The organism is Amycolatopsis sp. FBCC-B4732 (assembly GCF_023008405.1).
GTDB classification, from domain to species: Bacteria; Actinomycetota; Actinomycetes; order Mycobacteriales; family Pseudonocardiaceae; genus Amycolatopsis; species Amycolatopsis pretoriensis_A.
Window position 1 is genome coordinate 5,514,133 of record NZ_CP095376.1, and the last position, 18,174, is coordinate 5,532,306.

Below are 18,174 nucleotides of genomic sequence, written 5' to 3' on the forward strand. Positions count from 1 at the left end.
ACACCGGAACCACCGATTCGGGGCCCGATGAGCGAAGAATCCGCCATGTTGGCCGAGCAGGACCTCAAACTGGTCGACGCGCTCCAGGCCGCGCCGCGGGCGTCGTGGTCGACGCTCGGCCAGGCGCTGGGCCTGGGCGCGGTGACGGCGGCACGGCGCTGGGACGCGCTGGTCGAGCGCGGGGACGCGTGGCTCACCGCGTACGTCGGCGGCGAGCTGACCGCGCAGCTGGCGCTGGCCTTCGTCGAGATCGACTGCGAACCGGGCACCGCGCTCCGGGTGGCGTCCGCGCTGGCCGACGACCCGCACGTGGTCACCGTCGAGTACCTGGCCGGGCCGTGTGACCTGCTCGTCCACGTCGTCGCGCCGACCCTGCGCGAACTCGGCGCGCACGTGCCCGCGGTGCCCGGCGTGGTGCGGGCGCGGACGGTGCTGTCGCCGCGGATGTTCACCGAGGGCAGCCGGTGGCGGGTCCGGGCGATCTCGCCGGGCCAGCGCGAGGCCCTTTCGGCGAAGCCGGCGAGGAACCGCGCGCCCCTGCGCTTCGGCGACGCGGACCGGGCGCTGATCTTGGCTCTGGGCGCGGACGCCCGCGCGTCGGCGGCGGCGCTGGCGGCTTCGCTGGGCGTCGGGGCGACCACGGTCCGGCGCCGCCTGGACGCCCTGCTCGGCCGCGGCGCGATCCGCATCCGGTGCGAGATCGCCCGCTCGGCCTCGCCGGCGCCGGTCACGGTGACGCTGTGGCTGCGGGTCCCGCCGGACAAGCTGGAGACGACCGCGCGATCGCTGGCGATGCTGCCGGAGGTCCGCATGTGCGCGGCGCTGACGGGAGCGGCGAACCTGATGCTGGTGCTGTGGCTGCCGTCCCAGCACGACACGGTGGCGGTGGAGGCGCTGCTCGCGGCGAAGCTCCCGTGGCTGGAGATCACGGCGCGGGCGGTGACGCTGCGGAGCGTGAAGCTGATGGGCCGCCTGCTCGACGCGTCCGGGCGCGGAGTGGGGCGGGTGCCGCTGGACTTCTGGGCCGCGGTCCCCGTGCCGGAGCACGGGGACCGCAGCGGGGACCGGTCCGGGGGATGAGGGGGGTGAGGTGGAGGGAAGCATCCACCGGACCGGGACTGGGGGAACCGGGAGCCGCTCCGGGCTGAGGGCGGCGGTCGACCGGTGCTGCGGAGTTCGGGTGGCTCTCGCCGGGTGGGATTCGCGGGCCGAGGGGCGGAGTTCACTTGGCCGACGGGGATCTCGCCGGCCGGGGCCTGGGTTCGCGGGGCTGAGGGGCGGATTCACGTTGCCGGAGGGGATCTCGCGGGGCGGAGGCGGAGTTCACGTTGCGGGGCGGAGATCTCGCTCGCCGGGGTGGGTTCGCGGGACTGAGGGACGGATTCGCTTTGCGGGACGGGGATCTCGCTGGCCGGGGCCTGGGTTCGCGGGGCTGAGGGGCGGATTCACGTTGCCGGAGGGGATCTCGCGGGGCGGAGGCGGAGTTCACGTTGCGGGGCGGAGATCTCGCTCGCCGGGGTGGGTTCGCGGGACTGAGAGACGGATTCGCTTTGCGGGGCCGGAATCTTGCTTGCCGGGGCTGGGGGCTCGCGGCGCTCACACCGCCGGCGGTGAAGCTCGCTTGCGGAGAAAGGGCTTCGCGAGCCGGGCCGGAGTGCTTGTCGATGGAGTCGGATTTCGCCTGCCGGAGGCGGAGCTTGCGACCCGGCGGAGTATCCGGGCCAAGGTGCGAAGTTCGTGAGATGGGGCGGAGTTCGTGAGCCGGATGGTGGAGCGGTGCTCGCGTCCACATTGGACGCTTCCACTGCGGAAGGTTGAGTCCCGGCACCGGTGGACGTGGGGGGTGAGGTGGAGGGAAGACGTCCACCGGGCCGGAACTCGCGGGGCGGGAAGTGGCTCCCGCCGGTTCCTCCTTCGCTGACCCGGCTGGCGCCCGGTCGGGGTGGGGGTGGGGAATCCCGGCCCGGCGGACTGGGGGTGAGGTGGAGGGAAAGCGTCCACCGGACCGGGGCTCGGGGCGGCGGAACCGAGCGGTTCCGCGGTTTTTCGGGGGGTGGTGCCACCGCCCCGGCGGACCGAAAGGGGGGTGAGGTGGAGGAAGGGTCCGCCGGGCCGGGGTTCGTGGGGCGGGTCGGTGCCCGCCGGGTGGAAAGACTGTCGCGAGTGGACTGGACCGCACTCACCGGGGATGTCCGGTGAGTGCGGGACGTCCTACTCGGCGCAGGCCTTGCCGGAGTTGACGCAGTTGACCAGGCGGCCCATGATCTGCTTGCTCATCACGTTCGCGAAGTCGTCGTGGTCGGAGCGCGGGTTGTGCTTCTCCTGGGCGAACGCGTCCACTTTGTACTGACCGTTCTGCTGGACGTCCTGCGGGACGTCGTAGACCAGCGTCACCTGCAGCTGCGGAACGTTCTTGAAGCCTTTGGGGCACTTGCCCTGCTGGTCGGCGAACACGATGTGCGTGCGGTGGTTGGCGCTGTCGGTGTTCTTGCCGTCCCAGCAGTTCGGGAAGCTGTGGATGCGCTCGACCTTGCTGCCCTGCGGGCAGATCGGGTACAGGTCGGTCAGCCGGTCCTCGAACCCGGTGCACGTCCAGCTGGGCCGGGCGTTCGCCGGGCCGTTGGTGCTCTGCTTGGCGTCGCCGTAGAGGACGCGCAGGCCGAGCGGCATCGCGACGACGTTCTGGGCGCCGCCGCCGATGAACTTCAGGGTCGCGGACTCCGGCTCGATGATCTCGCCGTCGTTGTCGCCGACCTCTTCGTTCTCGCCCTGCGGACCACCCAGCTCCTCGGCCGGCGGTGCCGCGGCAGTGCTGCTCTGGTTGCCGTTCTGGTTCTGGCCCCCGTTCTGCTGGCCGTTCTGGTTGTTCTGGTCCTGGTTGCGCTGACGGCGCTGGCGATCCTGCTGGCCGTTCTGGTCCTGGCCGTCCTGCTGCTGGGCGTTCTGGCCGTCGTTGCGCCCGGCGCTCGTGCGGCCACCGCCGCGGCCGTCGCGCTGCCGCTGGTCCTGCTCCTGCGCGGCCTGGGCGTCCTGGCCGCTCTGGTCCTGCTGGACGTCACCGGTCTTGCCCTGCTGCTTCTGCTGGGCCTGCTGGTTTTCGCTCGCGTTGGCCGCGTCGTCTTCGCGGTCGACGCGGATGACCGGCCAGAAGTAAGCGGACTGGTCACCGTTCTTGCAGGTGGTGTCGCCGGCGAGCAGGCTCTTCAGGCTCGAATCGGCGTCGGTGGTCACGTTGCCGACGTAGTCGTGCAGGTGCTGGGCACCGTTCTTGATCCCGGGCTGCGCGATGAAGTTGTCCGGGTTGTGGTGCGCGCCGTCCGCGTTCGTTCCACAGTCGACGGTGAAGGAGCCCTGGGCGCCCTTCTTCTTCAAGGCCGCGTTCACGTTGTTGCCGGCGGGAACCTTGTTGATGTCGATGAAGAACGACGGGTCCGCCGGGTCCGCGCTGGCCTCGCCCGTGCGGCCCGCGCTGACCGCGACCGCGAGTGCGCCGACGGCGATCGCCAGGCCGATCGCACCCATCGCGATCTTGGTTCGGCGGGCAACGCGGTGCTTGCCCGTCACGGGGGACCGAGAATTCCGGGCCATAGACTAGTTCACCTCGTTCGTTATTCCGGGCGCGCGCCGGTGGCGCGGCGGCCCGGGCAAGAACTACCGTTTGTTTGACGTCGAAATCGCGCGGAACCGGGGGGGTCGGGTGGTGCGGTTCCGCCGCGTCGATCTGCATCGGGGGATGCATTGGGGGATACGGGCCCCAGCGCCATGAGGTTCAAAAGCGACCGGTCCGTTATCTGTTCGTTATCTACCGGAACGCAACCGGGCAGCATTCATCCAGGTCATCGCGTTTTCGGGAAGAAAAGATTCAGCGCTGCACGGAAACGAGGACCGAGCCGTCGTCACCGCGGACTTCGAAGCGGCCGATCTGGTCCATCGCGAGGGAGATGGTTCCCTGCAGCCGCAACGGTTCGGGCGAACCCGGGATGCCGAACCCCTTGGGCGGCACCGCCCAGCTGGAGACCACGCGCTCGTCGCCCGCCGTCGAGATGGCGACCAGCTGGCACTTGACCGGGCCGACGATGCCGCGCAGCTCGAGATCGACGCGGCTGCCCCACTCCACGGGTGAGACCGTCACGAGGGCGTTGACCGCGGACCCGCCGCTGCCGCGCCCGTAGGTCTGGCCGCCGCCGGGCTGGACCGCGCCGGAGGCGGGTGGCGGCACGCTCGTCGCCAGGACGCTCGTCGCCGGCGCCTGCTTGGTGCTCGGGGCGGACAGCGAAGCGGGCGGGACGGCGTCGGCGGGCCGGACCGCCAGCGTCACGAGCGGGCCGGCCACGACGAGGGCGGCGGCCGCGGCGCCGGCCAGGAGGCCGAGGCGCTTGCGGCGGCGGCGCTTCACCGTGGCTTCTTCCATCAGGCCGCGCAGGACGCGCGGCCCGGGCGCGAGGGTGCGCGGGCTCGGCGCGGGCATCGGGGGTTCCGGCCAGCTGCGCTTGACCAGGTCGAGGACGTCCGGCAGCTGGTAGAGCTCGATCAGGTCGAGCTGGCAGTTCGGGCAGTTCATCAGGTGGGCTTCGAACTGGGAGTTCTCGGCCTCGCTGAGGACGCCGAGCACGTACGCGGCGACATCGGTGTGTGCGGACGCGGCCACCCTCAGCTCACCCCCGCTCACGCAGGGCCCGGCGCAGGGCGCGGACGGCGTGGTGGATGCGGGACTTGACGGTGCCGGGCGGTACACCGAGGGTCGCCGCGACCTCGTTCACGGTCCGGTCGCGCAGGTAGGTCTGCTGGATGGCCTCCCGCTGCTCGGGCGAAAGGCCCTGCAGCGCCTCGTAAACGATCATCGCGGCGAGCGTCCGGTCCGATTCGTCGGACACCGTGATCGCGTCGGATTCGATCTCCTCGAGCTCCTGGGGCCGGACACTGCGGCTGCGCCAGCCGTCGATGACGATCCGCCGGGCCACCGTGAACAACCAGGCACGCAGCATCTCCGGCCGGCGGTCGAGCTTGTCCGCGTTCCGCCACGCCTTGATCAGCGTCTCCTGCACGACGTCTTCGGCCCACTGCCGGTCGTGACCGGTCAGCCGCAGCGCGAACGCCATCAGCGACCCGCCGAACTCCTGGTAGAGCGCCTTCGCCAGATCATCGGAGGCGTCGTTGAGCTCGGCAGCGACTTCCTGATCTTGAGCGGGTCTCAGCGCTCGGGTGTGCCGTCCCACGCGGGACATCCTGGTGCTCCGGACGGCCCAAGTCCAGTACCAAACGGTCCCGAAACTTTTTTGAACCGTTTCCGTACCGTGTCCGTATCCCCTACCGAAGACCCCCGACAACGCGTTGTCCCCCGCAACGCTCCGCATCCACCCCGGACCAAATGTCCACTGTGGATCCTTCGCGCGCTTTTCCGTTGCACCTCACGGTACAGCGCGTAGTCATGCCCTCCGGAGGAGCAGTGATCCGCATTCCCCGAACGGCGGTCCCCGCCGCCGTGTGCCTCACCGCACTCGCCCTGCTCACCGCCTGTACCGCCGGCGCCGCCACCACCTCGGCCGGCGGGTACGCCGGCGGCGGCGCCGGGATGCAGATGCCCGGTATGCAGCAGGCCCCGATGACCATCGCGATGCCGCAGCCCATCACCGCCACGCCGAACGACCCGGCGAAGAGCCAGCTCAGGGCCGCGAAGACGTTCGACCTCGGTCCCATGCTCGTCGACGGGACCGGGTACGCCATCTACCGCTACGACAAGGACACGACCGACCCTTCGCGCTCGAACTGCACCGGTGCGTGCGCGGCCAAGTGGATCCCGGTCAAGGCCGGCGGCACCCTGCCCCCGATCGACGTCGACCAGGCGCTGATCGGCCAGATCACCCGCGACGACGGCACCCAGCAGCTCACCCTGGCCGGCTGGCCGCTGTACCACTTCGCCGGCGACAGCGAACCGGCCGACACCTCCGGCCAGGGCGCGGACCAGGCCTGGTGGCCGATGGCCCCGGACGGCTCCAAGATCACGCTGACCCAGGACCAGTGGAGGCAAAATGCTTTCGGCGTCTGAGTTCGCCGGGCCGGACTTCACGCTCCGGCCCGCCGCCGACCGCTCCCGGCCCCTGGTCCGGATCACGTTCGTGCTGGTCGCGGTGCTGACCCTGCTCGCGTCGGTGGCCGTGACCTCCACCGCCCAGACCGCCTCGGTTTCCGACACCGACGCGGTGCTGCTGACCAAGGTCCGCCAGGCCGGGCTCTGGGAGATGCCCTCGGGCATGATGGCGATGCAGAAGGGCAGCCCGATCGTCCAGGCCGTCGGCTTCGCGATCATGATGGACCACGGCCGCCTCGACGTCGCCACGCGCGCGCTGTCGCAGAAGCTGAACTCGCCGGTCCCCGACCAGCCCTCGGCCGAACAGCTCGGCTGGCTCGCCGAAGAGATGAACGCCTCCCCCGGGCCCGAGTTCGACCGCATTTTCGCCAACCGGCTGCGTGCGGCCCACGGCCAGGTGTTCGCGGTCCTCGCGCAGCTGCGCGCCGGCACCCGCAACGACGACGTCCGAGCCTTCGCGACCGTCGGCAACCAGGCCGTCATGCGGCACATGACGATGCTCGAAAGCACCGGGATGGTCGACTACACGGCGCTGCCCACGCCGGCCGTTTCCACCACCGCGGCGCCGGTCGGGCAGCCGCTCGGCCTCGACCCGTCCCAGATCGCCGTGGTGGGAGCGCTGTTCCTGCTCGTCGGCGGCGGCCTGTTCTACGTGCTGCGCCAGATCAAGGGCAACCGCGGCCGGGCCCGGGCGTCGCGCCGGCCGGCCGCCGTGAGAACCGGGAGCAGCCATGGTTGAGACCTGGCACGAAGCGACGATCTTCGTCACACAGCAGTTCCAGCCGAAGACGGACCCGGCGGCCCGCGGGCTCGCCGCGTTCGCCGCCCGTGCGTCCTACGCCGCCATGATGCTGACCCTCACCTGGGGGGTGCTCACCGCCACCGGCTGGGTGCGCACGGTCACCGGCCGCAAGGCGCTGCGCAGCTCGCACATGGTCCTGGCGACCGGGACGCTGATCTTCGGCGGCATCCACGCGCTCGGCTTCTTCTACCTGACCATCCAGCCCTACAGCCTGCAGTACCTCTTCCTCCCGTTCCTCGGCGGCCAGGAAGGCAGGCACATCGCCGGCATCGTCGGCTTCGAGGTCATGCTCGCCATCGCGCTCACCGCGGGCCTGCAGCGGTTCACCTCCTACCGCCGCTGGCTGTGGCTGCACCGCTGCGCGTACCCGGCGGTGGCGCTGACCGCGCTGCACGCCTGGTTCGGCTCGATCGCCAACGGCCACCTCGCCGTCGTCTGGCTGGGCGGCATCACGCTGCTCGTCCCGGCGGTCACGGTGTCGCTGCTGCGGTTCATGCCCGCGCGCACCCTCGAACGCATCGGACTAGTGGAAGAGCAGGTGGCGTGATGCCCTTCCGTCTGCCCGGCAGCGGGCCCCGGATCAGCGTCGACAACGACCGGTGCGAGCTCTACGGCATCTGCGCCATGGAGGCACCGGACGTGTTCGACCTCGGCCAGGACGGCCGCCTGCGCTTCCACACGCGGCTGCTGGACGAAACCACCATGGAACAGGCGAAGATGGCCGCTCGCTGCTGCCCGATGCAGGCGGTCGTGATGAGAGGGGACCTCGATGGCTGACGGCGACCGGATCGTCATCGTCGGCGCGGGCGTCGCCGGGCTGCGTGCCGCGGAACGCCTGCGGGAACAGAACTTCGACGGCGAGATCGTGCTCATCGGCGACGAAGCGCGCCGCCCGTACCACCGGCCGATGGTGTCGAAGGCGCTGGTGATGGGGACCGAACGGCCCAGCGACGTGGGCCTTTCGCACTACCTGCCCGACCTCGACGTGCACTGGCGCCTCGGCGCGCGCGTGACGCACCTGGACACCACCGAGCGGGTCGTGCACCTGCCCGGCGGCGAATCCCTCTGGTACGACGGCCTGATCGCCGCCACCGGCGTCTACCCGCGGCACCTGCCCGGGTCACCGCGGCACGACCCGCGCGTGCGGATCCTGCGCACGGTCGAGGACTCGATGGCCGTGCGGCGCTGCCTCAACGCCAGCAAGAAGCCGGCCGTCGTGATCGGCGCCGGCCTGATCGGCAACGAGTTCGCCGCGAGCATGCGGCACATCGGCCGGGACGTCACCCTGGTCGGGCACGCGAAGGCGCCGCTGCACCGCTTCGGCGACCGCGTCTCCAGCGGCGTCGTCGAGGCGCACCACGAGCACCGCGCGAACCTGGCGATGAAGAGCGAAGTCCGGCACTGGATCAGCACGAAGGACACCGTCGGGCTGCACCTGACGAACAACCAGCTGCTCGTCGCCAGCGTCGTCGTGCTCGCCATCGGCAGCGTCCCGTCGGTCGACTGGATGCGCGGCTCCGGCCTCGACATCAGCGACGGCGTGCTCTGCGACTCGAAGCTGTTCGCCGAGGGCGCTTCCGACGTCGTCATCGCCGGCGACATCGCGCGCTGGCCGAACCTGCGCTTCGACGAGACCCCGCGGCGGGTCGAGCACTGGATCAACGCCGTCGAGTCGGCCCGGCACGCGGCGGACAACCTGCTGCTGGGCCAGTCGAGCGCGAAGCCGTTCACCCCGCTCCCCCGCGCCTGGTCGACGTTGTACGACACCCGGCTGCAGATGTGCGGGATGCCGTCGCTGGCCGAGGACACCGTGACGCTCGCGGACGGCATCACCGGCTTCATCCGCGACGGCAGGCTCGTCGGCATCTCCGCGTGGGACAAGCCGAGGGCGATGCTCGACTGGATGGCCGAGCTCGACCGCCGGCTGCCCGCACCCGACTACGTGCCCGAGCCGGAACCCGCGCCCGTCGCGGAGGTCCCGGTCGTCGAGCCGTCGGTCGCCGCGCTGGCGGCCGAGGTACCGCCGGAGTTCGACAGCGGCTTCGACCACCAGGCCTTCGAGCGCGAGTTCGAAAGCGAGTTCGCCAACGACATCCCCACGACGGCGTTCCCCGCGCAGGCCCTGCCGACCCCGCCGACCACGGCGTTCGCCGCGCAGCCCGGAGCGGCGCTGCCGACGATGGCCATCCCGATGGGGAGGTAGTGAGAGCCGGGGCGGGGCTGCGCGCGGCGGCCCTGTCCCTTGCCGGTCACCACGCCCCCTCCGCGGCTGGGCGGTGTGGTGACCGGCCCCAACGTCCCCCTGCCCGTCTCGCGTTGAGGTAACGCCAGCGCCCGGCGGGCCAGGAGAGGGCCATCCCGAGGGAACCCGACGCCCCCGGGGTGGCCTTCTTCCGGCGCACCGGGCGGGGGCCCGGGGTCGACGCCGTGACGGGTTTACCGTCACGGCAACGGAACCGTGGGGGCCTTCGCGGCGGAAGGGTATGCCGCGGCGAAGGCCGTCACGGCTCCGGTCGGGGTTGCACCGGTGCACGGCCGTCCCGGGGGAACGGGAACCCTCGGGACGGTCTCCGCCACCAGGCTTCTCCGGCGACCAGCGCGCCGAGGACGAGCACGGCGACCCCGGCCACGCGCAGCCCGGCGTCCGTGCCCGCGACGAACGCCGTGACGACGTCCTGGGCCTGCCCGGTCCTGGCCAGCGCTTCGGCCACGGTGTGGGAACCGCGGGCGTCCGGCGGAAGTGCGGCGGCGAACCGGGCGGTCATGACCGTGCCGATCACGGCGACGCCGAGCGCGCTGCCGAATTCGCGGGTGGTGGCCTGCAGCCCGGTGCCGACGCCGGCCTGGGCGGGCGGCAGCGAGCCGGCGATCACGCCGGACAGCGTCGGCAGCGCCAGCGTCACGCCGATCCCGGTCAACACCAGCCAAGCCGCGTACTCCGCGTACGGCGTCCGCGCGTCGCTCGTGGACAGCCCGAGCAGGCCGCCGCCGACGAACGCGAAGGCGAGCGCCACCGTGGCGTCGAGGCCGATGCGCCGGGCCAGGCGCCCCACGTGCCGGCCGCCGAGGACGATCGGGATCGTCAGCGGGACGATCCCCAGCCCGGTCCCCAGCACGCCGAACCCCTTGGCGTACTGGAGGAACGACGCGTTGACGTAGAACAGCGCGAACATGCCGAAGAAGACCGTGGTCATGCCGAGGCAGGCGCTGCGCAGGCCCGCGATCCGGAACAGCCGGGGGTCCAGCAGCGGGTGCCCGGCCCTGAGCTCCCGCAGCGTCCAGGCGGTGAACAGCACCGCGGCACCGGCGAAGCCGGACACGACGACCGGGCTCCCCCACCCCGCTTCCGGGCCCTGGACGATCCCGACGAGCAGCGCGACCGACGCGCCGACGAGCAGCAGCGCGGCCAGCGGGTCGAGCGGGCGGTCGTGGCGCGAGGACACCGGCGCTTTCCTGGCCACCAGCGCGGCCGCGGCGAGGGCGGCCGGGACGGCGGCGGCGAACAGCCACCGCCACGAACCGGCGGTCAGCACCAGCCCGCCGCCGACGTTGCCGGCGACGCCGCCGATGCCGGTCATCGACGCCCAGGTGGCGATGGTGGCGGGCCGCCGCTCCGCGGGCACCGCGTGCAGCAGGACGGCGAGCGAGTTGGGCAGCACCGCGGCCGCGCCGACGCCGGTGAGCGCCCGGCCGGCGAGCAGCACGGCGACGTCCGGGGCGAGCGCCGACACCAGCGCGCCCGCCGCGAAGAGGACGAGGCCGGCCAGCAGGACGCCCTTGCGGCCGAACCGGTCGCCCGCGGCGCCGCCGGGGATGACCAGGCAGGCGAACACGACGACGTAGGTGTCGACGATCCAGACGAGCGCCGACGCGGACGGGTGCAACGCGCTCGCGGCGAGCATCGGGACGGCGAGGTTGACGGCCGCGACCATCCCGACGACGAGCACGACGCACGCGCACATCAGGGTGACCAGGTGCTTGAACTCCATGGGCCCGACGCTAAGGACGTCGTGGGGTGTCGTGCCACGCAACTTTGTCAAGGCAGGTTTGCGTACAGTGCAACCATGGACCTGAACCTCCTGCGCGTGTTCGACGCGCTGCTGCGGGACGGGAGCGTCACGGCGGCGGCCGAGCGCCTGAACCTGTCGATCCCGGCGACGAGCCGCGCGCTGGGCCGCCTGCGGCGGGCGATGAACGACCCGATCCTGGTGCGCGCCGGTCGGGGGATGGCCCCGACGCCGTTCGCGCTGCGCACCGCCCCGCGCGTGCGCTCGCTGCTGGAGGAGGCGTCGGCGCTGATCAGCACCGAGGTGGCGATCGCCGACCTCGAGCGCACGTTCACGATCCGCATCAACGACGGCGTGGCGGCCACCCTGGCCACGGCGGCGGCCGAAGCGACGGCGGCGGCCGCGCCGGGGGTCACGCTGCGGTTCGTGGCGGAGGGGACGGAAAGCGCGGAGGCGCTTCGCGACGGCTCGATCGACCTGGACATCGGCGTGGGCGAGCACGCGGCCCCGGACATCCACAGCACGGTGCTCTACCGCGAACGCCTGGTCGCGGCGGTGCGCGCGGACAGCCCGCTGGGCAGGCACCGCCGCCCGACGCTGGCGCAGCTGTGCCGCTACCCGCACGTGTCGGCGTCCCGGCGGGGACGGGCGCGCGGGCCGTTGGACGAGGTCCTGGCGGCGGCAGGGTTGCAGCGCCGGGTGGCGGCGGTGGTGCCGACGTCGGCGGTGGCGGCGCTGGTGGTGTCGTCGAGCGAGTACGTGGGGCTGCTGCCGCAGCGGCTGGCCGAGCAGCACGGCCCGGCGCTCGGCCTGCGGTGGTTCCCGGTGCCGGCGGAGCTGCCGGAAGTGGAGGTCCGGCTGTCCTGGCACGCACGGCTGGACGCGGACCCGCCGCAACGCTGGCTGCGGGAGACGATCACGGCCGCCCTCCGCTGACGCGCGCACGTGTGGCCGTGGTCCGGATGGCGTGAACGACCCTTTCACGACGTCCGGCGAGGTGAACGGGTCGTTCACGGCATCCCGGACCGGCACGGACGGGGCGGGCTCGGGCCGACGCGGGCGGGCTCCGACGTCAGGGGCCCCGGCAAAGTCGGATCGGAGCGGTCGGCCCGGCGGCCCGTACCGTCATGAACGAGTCGTTCATGTCATCCGGCGCCGTGAAAGGGTCGTTCATGGCGTCGCGACCGGGCCGCGCCGGGTCCGATCCGCTCCGCTCGCGCCGTCCGGTGTGGCACGATTCCCTCGTGACCAGCACCGCCGCCTCGGCGCAGTACCTGCGCGACCTCGCGCTGCTTCGCCGTGTCCGGGACCGGATCGATCGCGAGTACGCGCAGCCGCTCGACGTCGAAGCGCTCGCGAGCGGGGTGAACATGTCGGCCGGGCACCTCAGCCGGCAGTTCCGGAAAGCCTACGGAGAGTCACCGTACTCGTACCTCATGACGCGGCGGATCGAACGGGCGATGGCGTTGCTGCGGACCGGGGAGCTGAGCGTCACCGAGGTCTGCTTCACCGTCGGCTTCTCCTCGCTCGGCACCTTCAGCACCCGGTTCGCCGAGCTGGTGGGCGTGCCGCCGAGCGTCTACCGCGAGCAGCAGGCCGAGGCGACCGTCGGGATGCCGCCGTGCGTGGCCAAACAGGTCACCAGACCGATCAGGAATCGAGAAGCGCGACCGCAGGCGCACACATAGTGTGACGGCCATGGACGTCACCATTCACGCGAGCTTCCTGCCGCACACCGACCCGGAAGCGTCGCTCGCCTTCTACCGCGACCTGCTCGGCTTCGAGGTCCGCCAGAACGTCAAGTACGGCGCCATGCAGTGGATCACCGTCGGCCCACCGAACCAGCCGGACACCGCGATCGTGCTGTCGCCGGTGTCCGCGACGCCGGGGCTGACCGACGACGAGCGCCGCATGATCGCCGAGATGATGGCCAAGGGCACCTACGCCTCGGTCAACCTGGCCACCAAGGACCTCGACGCCCTCTTCGCGAAGCTCGAGGCGGGCAACGCCGAGGTCGTCCAGGAGCCGGTCGAGCAGCCCTACGGCATCCGCGACTGCTCCTTCCGCGACCCCGCCGGCAACCTGCTGCGCATCCAGGAGCTGCGCTGACCACGACCACGGCGCCGCCCGGCTACCGCGAAGTGCCACGTGACCGGCGGATCGCCGGTCTGCTCCCGGGGGACGCGCCGGCCGGCGTCGGCACAGGCATGCCGCTGGTCGCCCTGCTGAGTCCTCGGCCGCACACCGGAAAGGAACCGACATGTGCCTGAGCCTCGCCGTCGCCGCGCGAAAGCACCTGGCCGAATTGACGCTGCTGCGCCGCGTCCGCGACCGCATCGACCGCGAATGCGATCGGCCGCTCGACGTCGAAACGCTGGCGCGCAGCGTCGGCCTGCCGGTCACGCAATTCGTGCACCGGTTCCAGGAGGCCTTCGGCCTTTCCCCGCACGATTACCGGCGAGCCGCCGAAACCGTCAGGAATCGAGAAGCACGGGCCGCGCGGGCGAAAGCGGCGTGACCTCCGTGAACCCACCGAACGCTGGAGAACCCCGATGACCAAGCCCACGCGGAAGAGCGCGTCGCACACCGCCGACAGCCACGACCTGATCCGCGTCCACGGCGCTCGCGTGAACAACCTCAAGGACGTCAGCGTCGAACTGCCGAAGCGGCGCCTGACGGTGTTCACCGGGGTCTCCGGCTCCGGCAAGAGCTCCCTGGTGTTCAGCACGATCGCGGCCGAGTCGCAGCGGCTGATCAACGAGACCTACAGCACCTTCGTGCAGGGGTTCATGCCGACGCTCGCGCGGCCCGACGTCGACGTGCTCGACGGGATCACCACCGCGATCATCGTCGACCAGGAGCGGATGGGCGCGAACTCGCACTCCACCGTCGGGACCGCGACCGACGCGAACGCGATGCTGCGCATCCTGTTCAGCCGGCTGGGCACGCCGCACATCGGTTCGCCGCAGGCGTTTTCGTTCAACGTCGCCTCGATCAGCGGAGCCGGCGCGGTGACCATCGAGAAGGCCGGGCGGCAGATCAAGGAGCGCCGCAGCTTCAGCATCACCGGCGGCATGTGCCCGCGCTGCGAGGGCCGCGGCAAGGTCAACGACATCGACCTCACCGCGCTCTTCGACGAGACCAAGTCGCTCAACGAAGGCGCGATCACGATCCCGGGCTACAGCATGGAAGGCTGGTACGGCCGCATCTTCCGCGGCTCCGGCTTCTTCGACCCGGACAAGCCGATCAAGAAGTTCACCAAGAAGCAGTTCGACGACCTGGTGTACAAGGAACCGACCAAGATCAAGGTCGAGGGCATCAACCTCACCTACTCGGGACTGGTGCCGGCGATCCAGAAGTCCATGCTGTCCAAGGACGTCGACTCGATGCAGCCGCACATCCGCGCGTTCGTCGAGCGGGCGGTGACGTTCCAGACCTGCCCGGAGTGCGACGGCACGCGGCTTTCGGCGGAGGCCCGGTCGTCGAAGATCGACGGGATCAGCATCGCCGACGCGTGCGCGATGCAGATCAGCGACCTCGCCGGCTGGGTCGGGAAGCTCGCCGAGCCGTCGGTCGCGCCGCTGCTGGACGCGCTGAAGCACACGCTGGACTCGTTCGTCGAGATCGGCCTCGGCTACCTCTCGCTCGACCGTCCATCCGGGACGCTGTCCGGCGGGGAAGCCCAGCGCACCAAGATGATCCGCCACCTCGGGTCGTCGCTGACCGACGTGACGTACGTCTTCGACGAGCCGACGATCGGGCTGCACCCGCACGACATCCAGCGCATGAACGACCTGCTGCTGCAGTTGCGGGACAAGGGGAACACGGTGCTCGTCGTCGAGCACAAGCCGGAAGCGATCGCGATCGCCGACCACGTCGTCGACCTCGGCCCGCACGCCGGTTCCGCGGGCGGCGAGGTCGTCTTCGAGGGCACAGTGGACGGTCTGCGCAAGAGCAAGACCCTGACCGGGCGCCACCTGGACGACCGCGCGTCGCTCAAGTCCTCGGTGCGCTCACCGTCGGGTTTCCTGGAGGTGCGCGGCGCTGCGACGCACAACCTGCAGGACGTCGACGTCGACATCCCGCTCGGCGTGCTGGTCGTCGTGACCGGCGTGGCGGGTTCGGGCAAGAGCTCCCTGATCCACGGCTCGGTGTCCGGCGGCGAGGGCGTGGTGACGGTGGACCAGACCGGCATCCGCGGTTCCCGCCGCAGCAACCCGGCGACCTACACCGGCCTGCTGGAGCCGATCCGCAAGGCGTTCGCCAAGGCCAACGGCGTGAAACCGGCGCTGTTCAGCGCCAACTCCGAGGGCGCCTGCCCCAACTGCAACGGCGCCGGCGTCGTCTACACCGACCTCGGCATCATGGCGGGCACGTCGACCCCGTGCGAGGTCTGCGACGGCAAGCGCTTCTCGGCGGAGGTGCTGGAGTACACCTTCGGCGGCCGCGACATCAGCGAGGTCCTCGGCATGTCGGTCACCGAGGCCCAGGAGTTCTTCGCCGACGGCGACGCGAAAACCCCGGCGGCGCACAAGATCCTGACGCACCTGTCCGACGTCGGCCTCGGCTACCTCACGCTCGGCCAGCCCCTGACGACCCTCTCGGGCGGCGAGCGCCAGCGCATCAAGCTGGCGACGCACATGGCGGAGCACGGCGGGGTGTACGTCCTGGACGAGCCGACGGCGGGCCTACACCTGGCCGACGTCGAGCAGCTGCTCGGCCTGCTGGACCGCCTGGTGGACTCCGGCAAGTCGGTGATCGTGATCGAGCACCACCAGGCGGTGATGGCCCACGCGGACTGGATCGTCGACCTCGGCCCGGGCGCGGGCCACGACGGCGGGAAGATCGTGTTCGAGGGCACGCCGGCGCAGCTGGTGAAGGCGCGGAAGAAGACCCTGACGGGCCGTCACCTGGCCGAGTACGTGGGCTGACCGAAGCACCCCGATGTGGCGTTCGGTGCGTCGGACGCCACCAACGCCACCTCGGGGCGCTCGCATACCAGCGCGGCCGGTAGGGCTGGCCCCCCGAAAGTGCCGGGAGCCCACCGCATTCCGCTGGAGCCCGCGGTCGTGAAGACTCGGGTGGGTGACCGCAGACAACCTCGTGCGCACCGGGAGCGACTTCGCCCGGCTGAGCCACCGCATCTCCGCCGCCGGCCTGATGGCGCGCCGTCCCGGCTACTACGCCCTCCGGATCTCCGTCGTCGCCGGGCTCTTCGCCGGCGGGTGGGTGGCGTTCGCCTTCCTCGGGAACTCGTGGTGGCAGCTCGCCGTCGCGGCGTTCACCGCCGTCATGTTCGGGCAGATCGCGCTGCTCTCCCACGATCTCGCGCACAAGCAGGTGTTCCGGCGCCGCCGGCCGACCGAGGTCGCCGGGATGGTGGCGGGCAACCTCGGGGTCGGGATGAGCTACGGCTGGTGGATGGACAAGCACACCCGCCACCACGCCAACCCGAACCACGAGGAGCTCGACCCCGACGTCGACCCGGACATCCTGGTGTGGTCGAAGGACCAGGCGCGCGCCAGCCGCGGGGTGGCCCGGTTCATCGGGCGCTACCAGGCGTTCCTGTTCTTCCCGCTGCTCACCCTCGAAGGGCTGAACCTGCACTGGTCGGGGATCCGCGCGGTGCGCAAGCCGGGACTGCGCCACCGCAAGACCGAGGCCGCGTTGCTCGTCGCGCACCACGTCCTGTACTTCGGCGCGCTGTTCACCGTCCTCTCCCCCGGCATGGCATTGCTGTTCTTCGCCGTCCACCAAGGACTGTGGGGTGTCTACATGGGGTCGATCTTCGCGCCGAACCACAAGGGCATGCCGACGCTGACCGGGCCAGCCGGGCTGGACTTCCTGCGCAAGCAGGTGCTGACGTCCCGCAACGTCCGCGGCGGCCTCGTCACCGACGTCGCGCTCGGCGGCCTCAACTACCAGATCGAGCACCACCTGTTCCCCAGCATGCCGTCGCCGCACCTGCGGCGGGCGCAGCCGATCGTCCAGGCCTACTGCGCCGAGCTCGGTGTCCCCTACCTGCAGACGAGCCTGGTCGAGTCCTACCGGCAGGCCCTCACCCACCTGCATGAAGCTGGGGCCCCTCTCAGGAACCGTTCGTAGACTCGGGTCATGAGGAAGACGATCGCGGCCCTGCGGGACCTGCCGGCGGCGTTCGGCGCGAAGGCGTCCGGGGCGCGAGCCGAGCGGATGCGCTCTTCGCCGCAGTTCGACGGCAAGGTGTTCCGCAACGTCGCCCCGCGCCACCCGATGACGGCGGCGTCGATGCGGACCATCTTCCGCGAGATGTTCTTCGGCGAGCACCGCGAACTGCGCAAACCGGGCGGCGCGGTCCCGCTGGTCGCGGCGGCCCCGGTCGACTCGGCCGAGGGCGTGCACCTGACCTGGTACGGCCACGCGTCCACGCTGGTCGAGCTCGACGGCGCCCGCGTGCTGCTGGACCCGGTGTGGAGCGAGCGCGTGTCCCCCGCGGCGTTCGCCGGCCCGCGCCGGCTGCACGAACCGCCGGTGCCGCTGTCGGGCGTCGGCCGGGTCGACGCGGTCGTCATCTCCCACGACCACTACGACCACCTGGACCTGGCCACCATCCGCGAGCTGGTGACGTCGACGACGGCGCCGTTCCTGGTCCCGCTCGGGGTCGGCGCGCACCTGGAACGCTGGCGCGTGCCGGCCGCCCGGATCATCGAACTCGACTGGCACGAAGAGGCCGAGGTGGCGGGTGTCCGCTTCGTGGCGACGCCGGCCCAGCACTTTTCCGGCCGCGGCATCTCCAACGACGGCACACTGTGGACGTCGTGGGCGCTGCTGGGCCCGTCCCACCGGGTGTTCTACAGCGGCGACACCGGCTACTTCGACGGCTTCGCGAAGACCGGCACCGAACTCGGCCCGTTCGACGCGGCGCTGATCCAGATCGGCGCGTACGCCCCGCTGTGGCCGGACATCCACATGACACCGGAGGAAGGCGTCGCGGCGGGCCTCGACGTCCGCGCGAAGCTGCTGGTCCCGGTGCACTGGGCGACGTTCCAGCTGGCGATGCACCCGTGGGGCGAGCCGGCGGACCGCGTGTGGCGCGAAGCGAAGGCGGCCGACCTGGACCTGGCGATCCCCCGCCCGGGCGAGCGCATCGACGTCACGGCACCCCCACCGGTGGACGGCTGGTGGCAGGCACTGTGACCGGCGGGCGAACGGGCGTTGCCGCGCGCGGGCACCACGGGTGAGGATGGGCGGGAGACCGACCTGACGAGCGCGCCCGAGGGGCCGCGGGCGTCGGCCGA

The 18,174-nt window shown here is 71.5% G+C and carries 17 protein-coding genes; 13 read left to right on the forward strand and 4 right to left on the reverse strand.

All coding sequences use genetic code 11. The features are described from left to right. The first annotated feature begins 45 nt into the window (after positions 1–45). On the forward strand, positions 46–1,080 hold the full coding sequence (locus MUY14_RS23715) for an Lrp/AsnC family transcriptional regulator (protein ID WP_247011937.1): 1,035 nt from the start codon (positions 46–48) through the stop codon (positions 1,078–1,080). Positions 1,081–2,211: 1,131 nt separating this feature from the next. Here MUY14_RS23715 and MUY14_RS23720 read toward each other — a convergent pair. The 3 genes from MUY14_RS23720 to MUY14_RS23730 all read right to left on the reverse strand — a co-directional run bounded on the left by MUY14_RS23720 (position 2,212) and on the right by MUY14_RS23730 (position 5,216). Then, positions 2,212–3,588 (reverse strand): DUF1996 domain-containing protein, encoded by a 1,377-nt coding sequence (locus tag MUY14_RS23720; RefSeq protein WP_247011939.1) that lies wholly within the window; start codon positions 3,586–3,588, stop codon positions 2,212–2,214. Positions 3,589–3,862: 274 nt separating this feature from the next. Continuing rightward, positions 3,863–4,648, reverse strand: a complete 786-nt coding sequence (locus MUY14_RS23725) for a zf-HC2 domain-containing protein (RefSeq protein ID WP_247011941.1) — start codon at positions 4,646–4,648, stop codon at positions 3,863–3,865. 7 nt (positions 4,649–4,655) lie between these two features. Then, entirely contained in the window at positions 4,656–5,216 is a 561-nt protein-coding gene (locus MUY14_RS23730) for a sigma-70 family RNA polymerase sigma factor (protein WP_247011943.1), read from the reverse strand. 230 nt (positions 5,217–5,446) lie between these two features. Here MUY14_RS23730 and MUY14_RS23735 point away from each other — a divergent pair, with 230 nt between their 5' ends. From MUY14_RS23735 to MUY14_RS23755, 5 genes are read left to right on the forward strand one after another with little or no spacing between them, the layout of a single operon-like run. Next, on the forward strand, positions 5,447–6,046 hold the full coding sequence (locus MUY14_RS23735) for a hypothetical protein (RefSeq protein WP_247011945.1): 600 nt from the start codon (positions 5,447–5,449) through the stop codon (positions 6,044–6,046). Further along, positions 6,030–6,827, forward strand: a complete 798-nt coding sequence (locus tag MUY14_RS23740) for a DUF4142 domain-containing protein (protein WP_247011948.1) — start codon at positions 6,030–6,032, stop codon at positions 6,825–6,827. The genes MUY14_RS23735 and MUY14_RS23740 overlap by 17 nt, the downstream gene beginning before the upstream one ends. Continuing rightward, the gene (locus MUY14_RS23745; RefSeq protein ID WP_247011950.1) at positions 6,820–7,437 is read left to right on the forward strand and encodes a ferric reductase-like transmembrane domain-containing protein; all 618 of its coding nucleotides are present in this window, start codon (positions 6,820–6,822) and stop codon (positions 7,435–7,437) included. Before MUY14_RS23740 ends, MUY14_RS23745 begins: the two co-directional genes overlap by 8 nt. Then, positions 7,437–7,667, forward strand: a complete 231-nt coding sequence (locus tag MUY14_RS23750; RefSeq protein ID WP_086865695.1) for a ferredoxin — start codon at positions 7,437–7,439, stop codon at positions 7,665–7,667. Before MUY14_RS23745 ends, MUY14_RS23750 begins: the two co-directional genes overlap by 1 nt. Next, positions 7,660–9,093 (forward strand): FAD/NAD(P)-binding oxidoreductase, encoded by a 1,434-nt coding sequence (locus MUY14_RS23755; RefSeq protein WP_247011952.1) that lies wholly within the window; start codon positions 7,660–7,662, stop codon positions 9,091–9,093. Before MUY14_RS23750 ends, MUY14_RS23755 begins: the two co-directional genes overlap by 8 nt. 298 nt (positions 9,094–9,391) lie before the next feature. On the opposite strand, the gene MUY14_RS23760 is transcribed toward MUY14_RS23755, so the two are convergent. After that, on the reverse strand, positions 9,392–10,879 hold the full coding sequence (locus MUY14_RS23760) for an MFS transporter (protein ID WP_247011954.1): 1,488 nt from the start codon (positions 10,877–10,879) through the stop codon (positions 9,392–9,394). Positions 10,880–10,954: 75 nt separating this feature from the next. Here MUY14_RS23760 and MUY14_RS23765 point away from each other — a divergent pair, with 75 nt between their 5' ends. From MUY14_RS23765 to MUY14_RS23795, 7 genes are all read left to right on the forward strand, one after another. Further along, complete coding sequence (locus MUY14_RS23765; RefSeq protein WP_247011957.1) at positions 10,955–11,833, forward strand: LysR family transcriptional regulator; 879 nt, start codon at positions 10,955–10,957, stop codon at positions 11,831–11,833. Positions 11,834–12,141: 308 nt separating this feature from the next. After that, complete coding sequence (locus MUY14_RS23770) at positions 12,142–12,585, forward strand: helix-turn-helix transcriptional regulator (protein ID WP_247011959.1); 444 nt, start codon at positions 12,142–12,144, stop codon at positions 12,583–12,585. Between the two features lie 10 nt (positions 12,586–12,595). Further along, positions 12,596–13,006: a VOC family protein gene (locus tag MUY14_RS23775; protein WP_247011961.1), complete on the forward strand. Its 411-nt coding sequence runs from the start codon at positions 12,596–12,598 to the stop codon at positions 13,004–13,006. A gap of 151 nt (positions 13,007–13,157) precedes the next feature. Further along, positions 13,158–13,415, forward strand: a complete 258-nt coding sequence (locus MUY14_RS23780; protein ID WP_247011963.1) for an AraC family transcriptional regulator — start codon at positions 13,158–13,160, stop codon at positions 13,413–13,415. Positions 13,416–13,449: 34 nt separating this feature from the next. Further along, positions 13,450–15,828 (forward strand): excinuclease ABC subunit UvrA, encoded by a 2,379-nt coding sequence (locus tag MUY14_RS23785; RefSeq protein WP_247011965.1) that lies wholly within the window; start codon positions 13,450–13,452, stop codon positions 15,826–15,828. 154 nt (positions 15,829–15,982) lie between these two features. After that, complete coding sequence (locus MUY14_RS23790) at positions 15,983–17,002, forward strand: acyl-CoA desaturase (RefSeq protein WP_247011967.1); 1,020 nt, start codon at positions 15,983–15,985, stop codon at positions 17,000–17,002. Positions 17,003–17,011: 9 nt separating this feature from the next. Further along, positions 17,012–18,073: an MBL fold metallo-hydrolase gene (locus MUY14_RS23795; RefSeq protein WP_247011969.1), complete on the forward strand. Its 1,062-nt coding sequence runs from the start codon at positions 17,012–17,014 to the stop codon at positions 18,071–18,073. Positions 18,074–18,174 lie beyond the last annotated feature (101 nt).

What these genes read in the sequence shown, in the direction of transcription:
- MUY14_RS23795 (WP_247011969.1), top strand. Translation starts at nt 17,012, where the DNA reads ATGAGGAAGACGATCGCGGCCCTGCGGGACCTGCCGGCGGCGTTCGGC.
- MUY14_RS23715 (WP_247011937.1), top strand. Translation starts at nt 46, where the DNA reads ATGTTGGCCGAGCAGGACCTCAAACTGGTCGACGCGCTCCAGGCCGCG.
- MUY14_RS23785 (WP_247011965.1), top strand. Translation starts at nt 13,450, where the DNA reads ATGACCAAGCCCACGCGGAAGAGCGCGTCGCACACCGCCGACAGCCAC.
- MUY14_RS23780 (WP_247011963.1), top strand. Translation starts at nt 13,158, where the DNA reads ATGTGCCTGAGCCTCGCCGTCGCCGCGCGAAAGCACCTGGCCGAATTG.
- MUY14_RS23765 (WP_247011957.1), top strand. Translation starts at nt 10,955, where the DNA reads ATGGACCTGAACCTCCTGCGCGTGTTCGACGCGCTGCTGCGGGACGGG.
- MUY14_RS23740 (WP_247011948.1), top strand. Translation starts at nt 6,030, where the DNA reads ATGCTTTCGGCGTCTGAGTTCGCCGGGCCGGACTTCACGCTCCGGCCC.
- MUY14_RS23745 (WP_247011950.1), top strand. Translation starts at nt 6,820, where the DNA reads ATGGTTGAGACCTGGCACGAAGCGACGATCTTCGTCACACAGCAGTTC.
- MUY14_RS23775 (WP_247011961.1), top strand. Translation starts at nt 12,596, where the DNA reads ATGGACGTCACCATTCACGCGAGCTTCCTGCCGCACACCGACCCGGAA.
- MUY14_RS23760 (WP_247011954.1), bottom strand. Translation starts at nt 10,879, where the DNA reads ATGGAGTTCAAGCACCTGGTCACCCTGATGTGCGCGTGCGTCGTGCTC.
- MUY14_RS23750 (WP_086865695.1), top strand. Translation starts at nt 7,437, where the DNA reads ATGCCCTTCCGTCTGCCCGGCAGCGGGCCCCGGATCAGCGTCGACAAC.
- MUY14_RS23720 (WP_247011939.1), bottom strand. Translation starts at nt 3,588, where the DNA reads ATGGCCCGGAATTCTCGGTCCCCCGTGACGGGCAAGCACCGCGTTGCC.
- MUY14_RS23755 (WP_247011952.1), top strand. Translation starts at nt 7,660, where the DNA reads ATGGCTGACGGCGACCGGATCGTCATCGTCGGCGCGGGCGTCGCCGGG.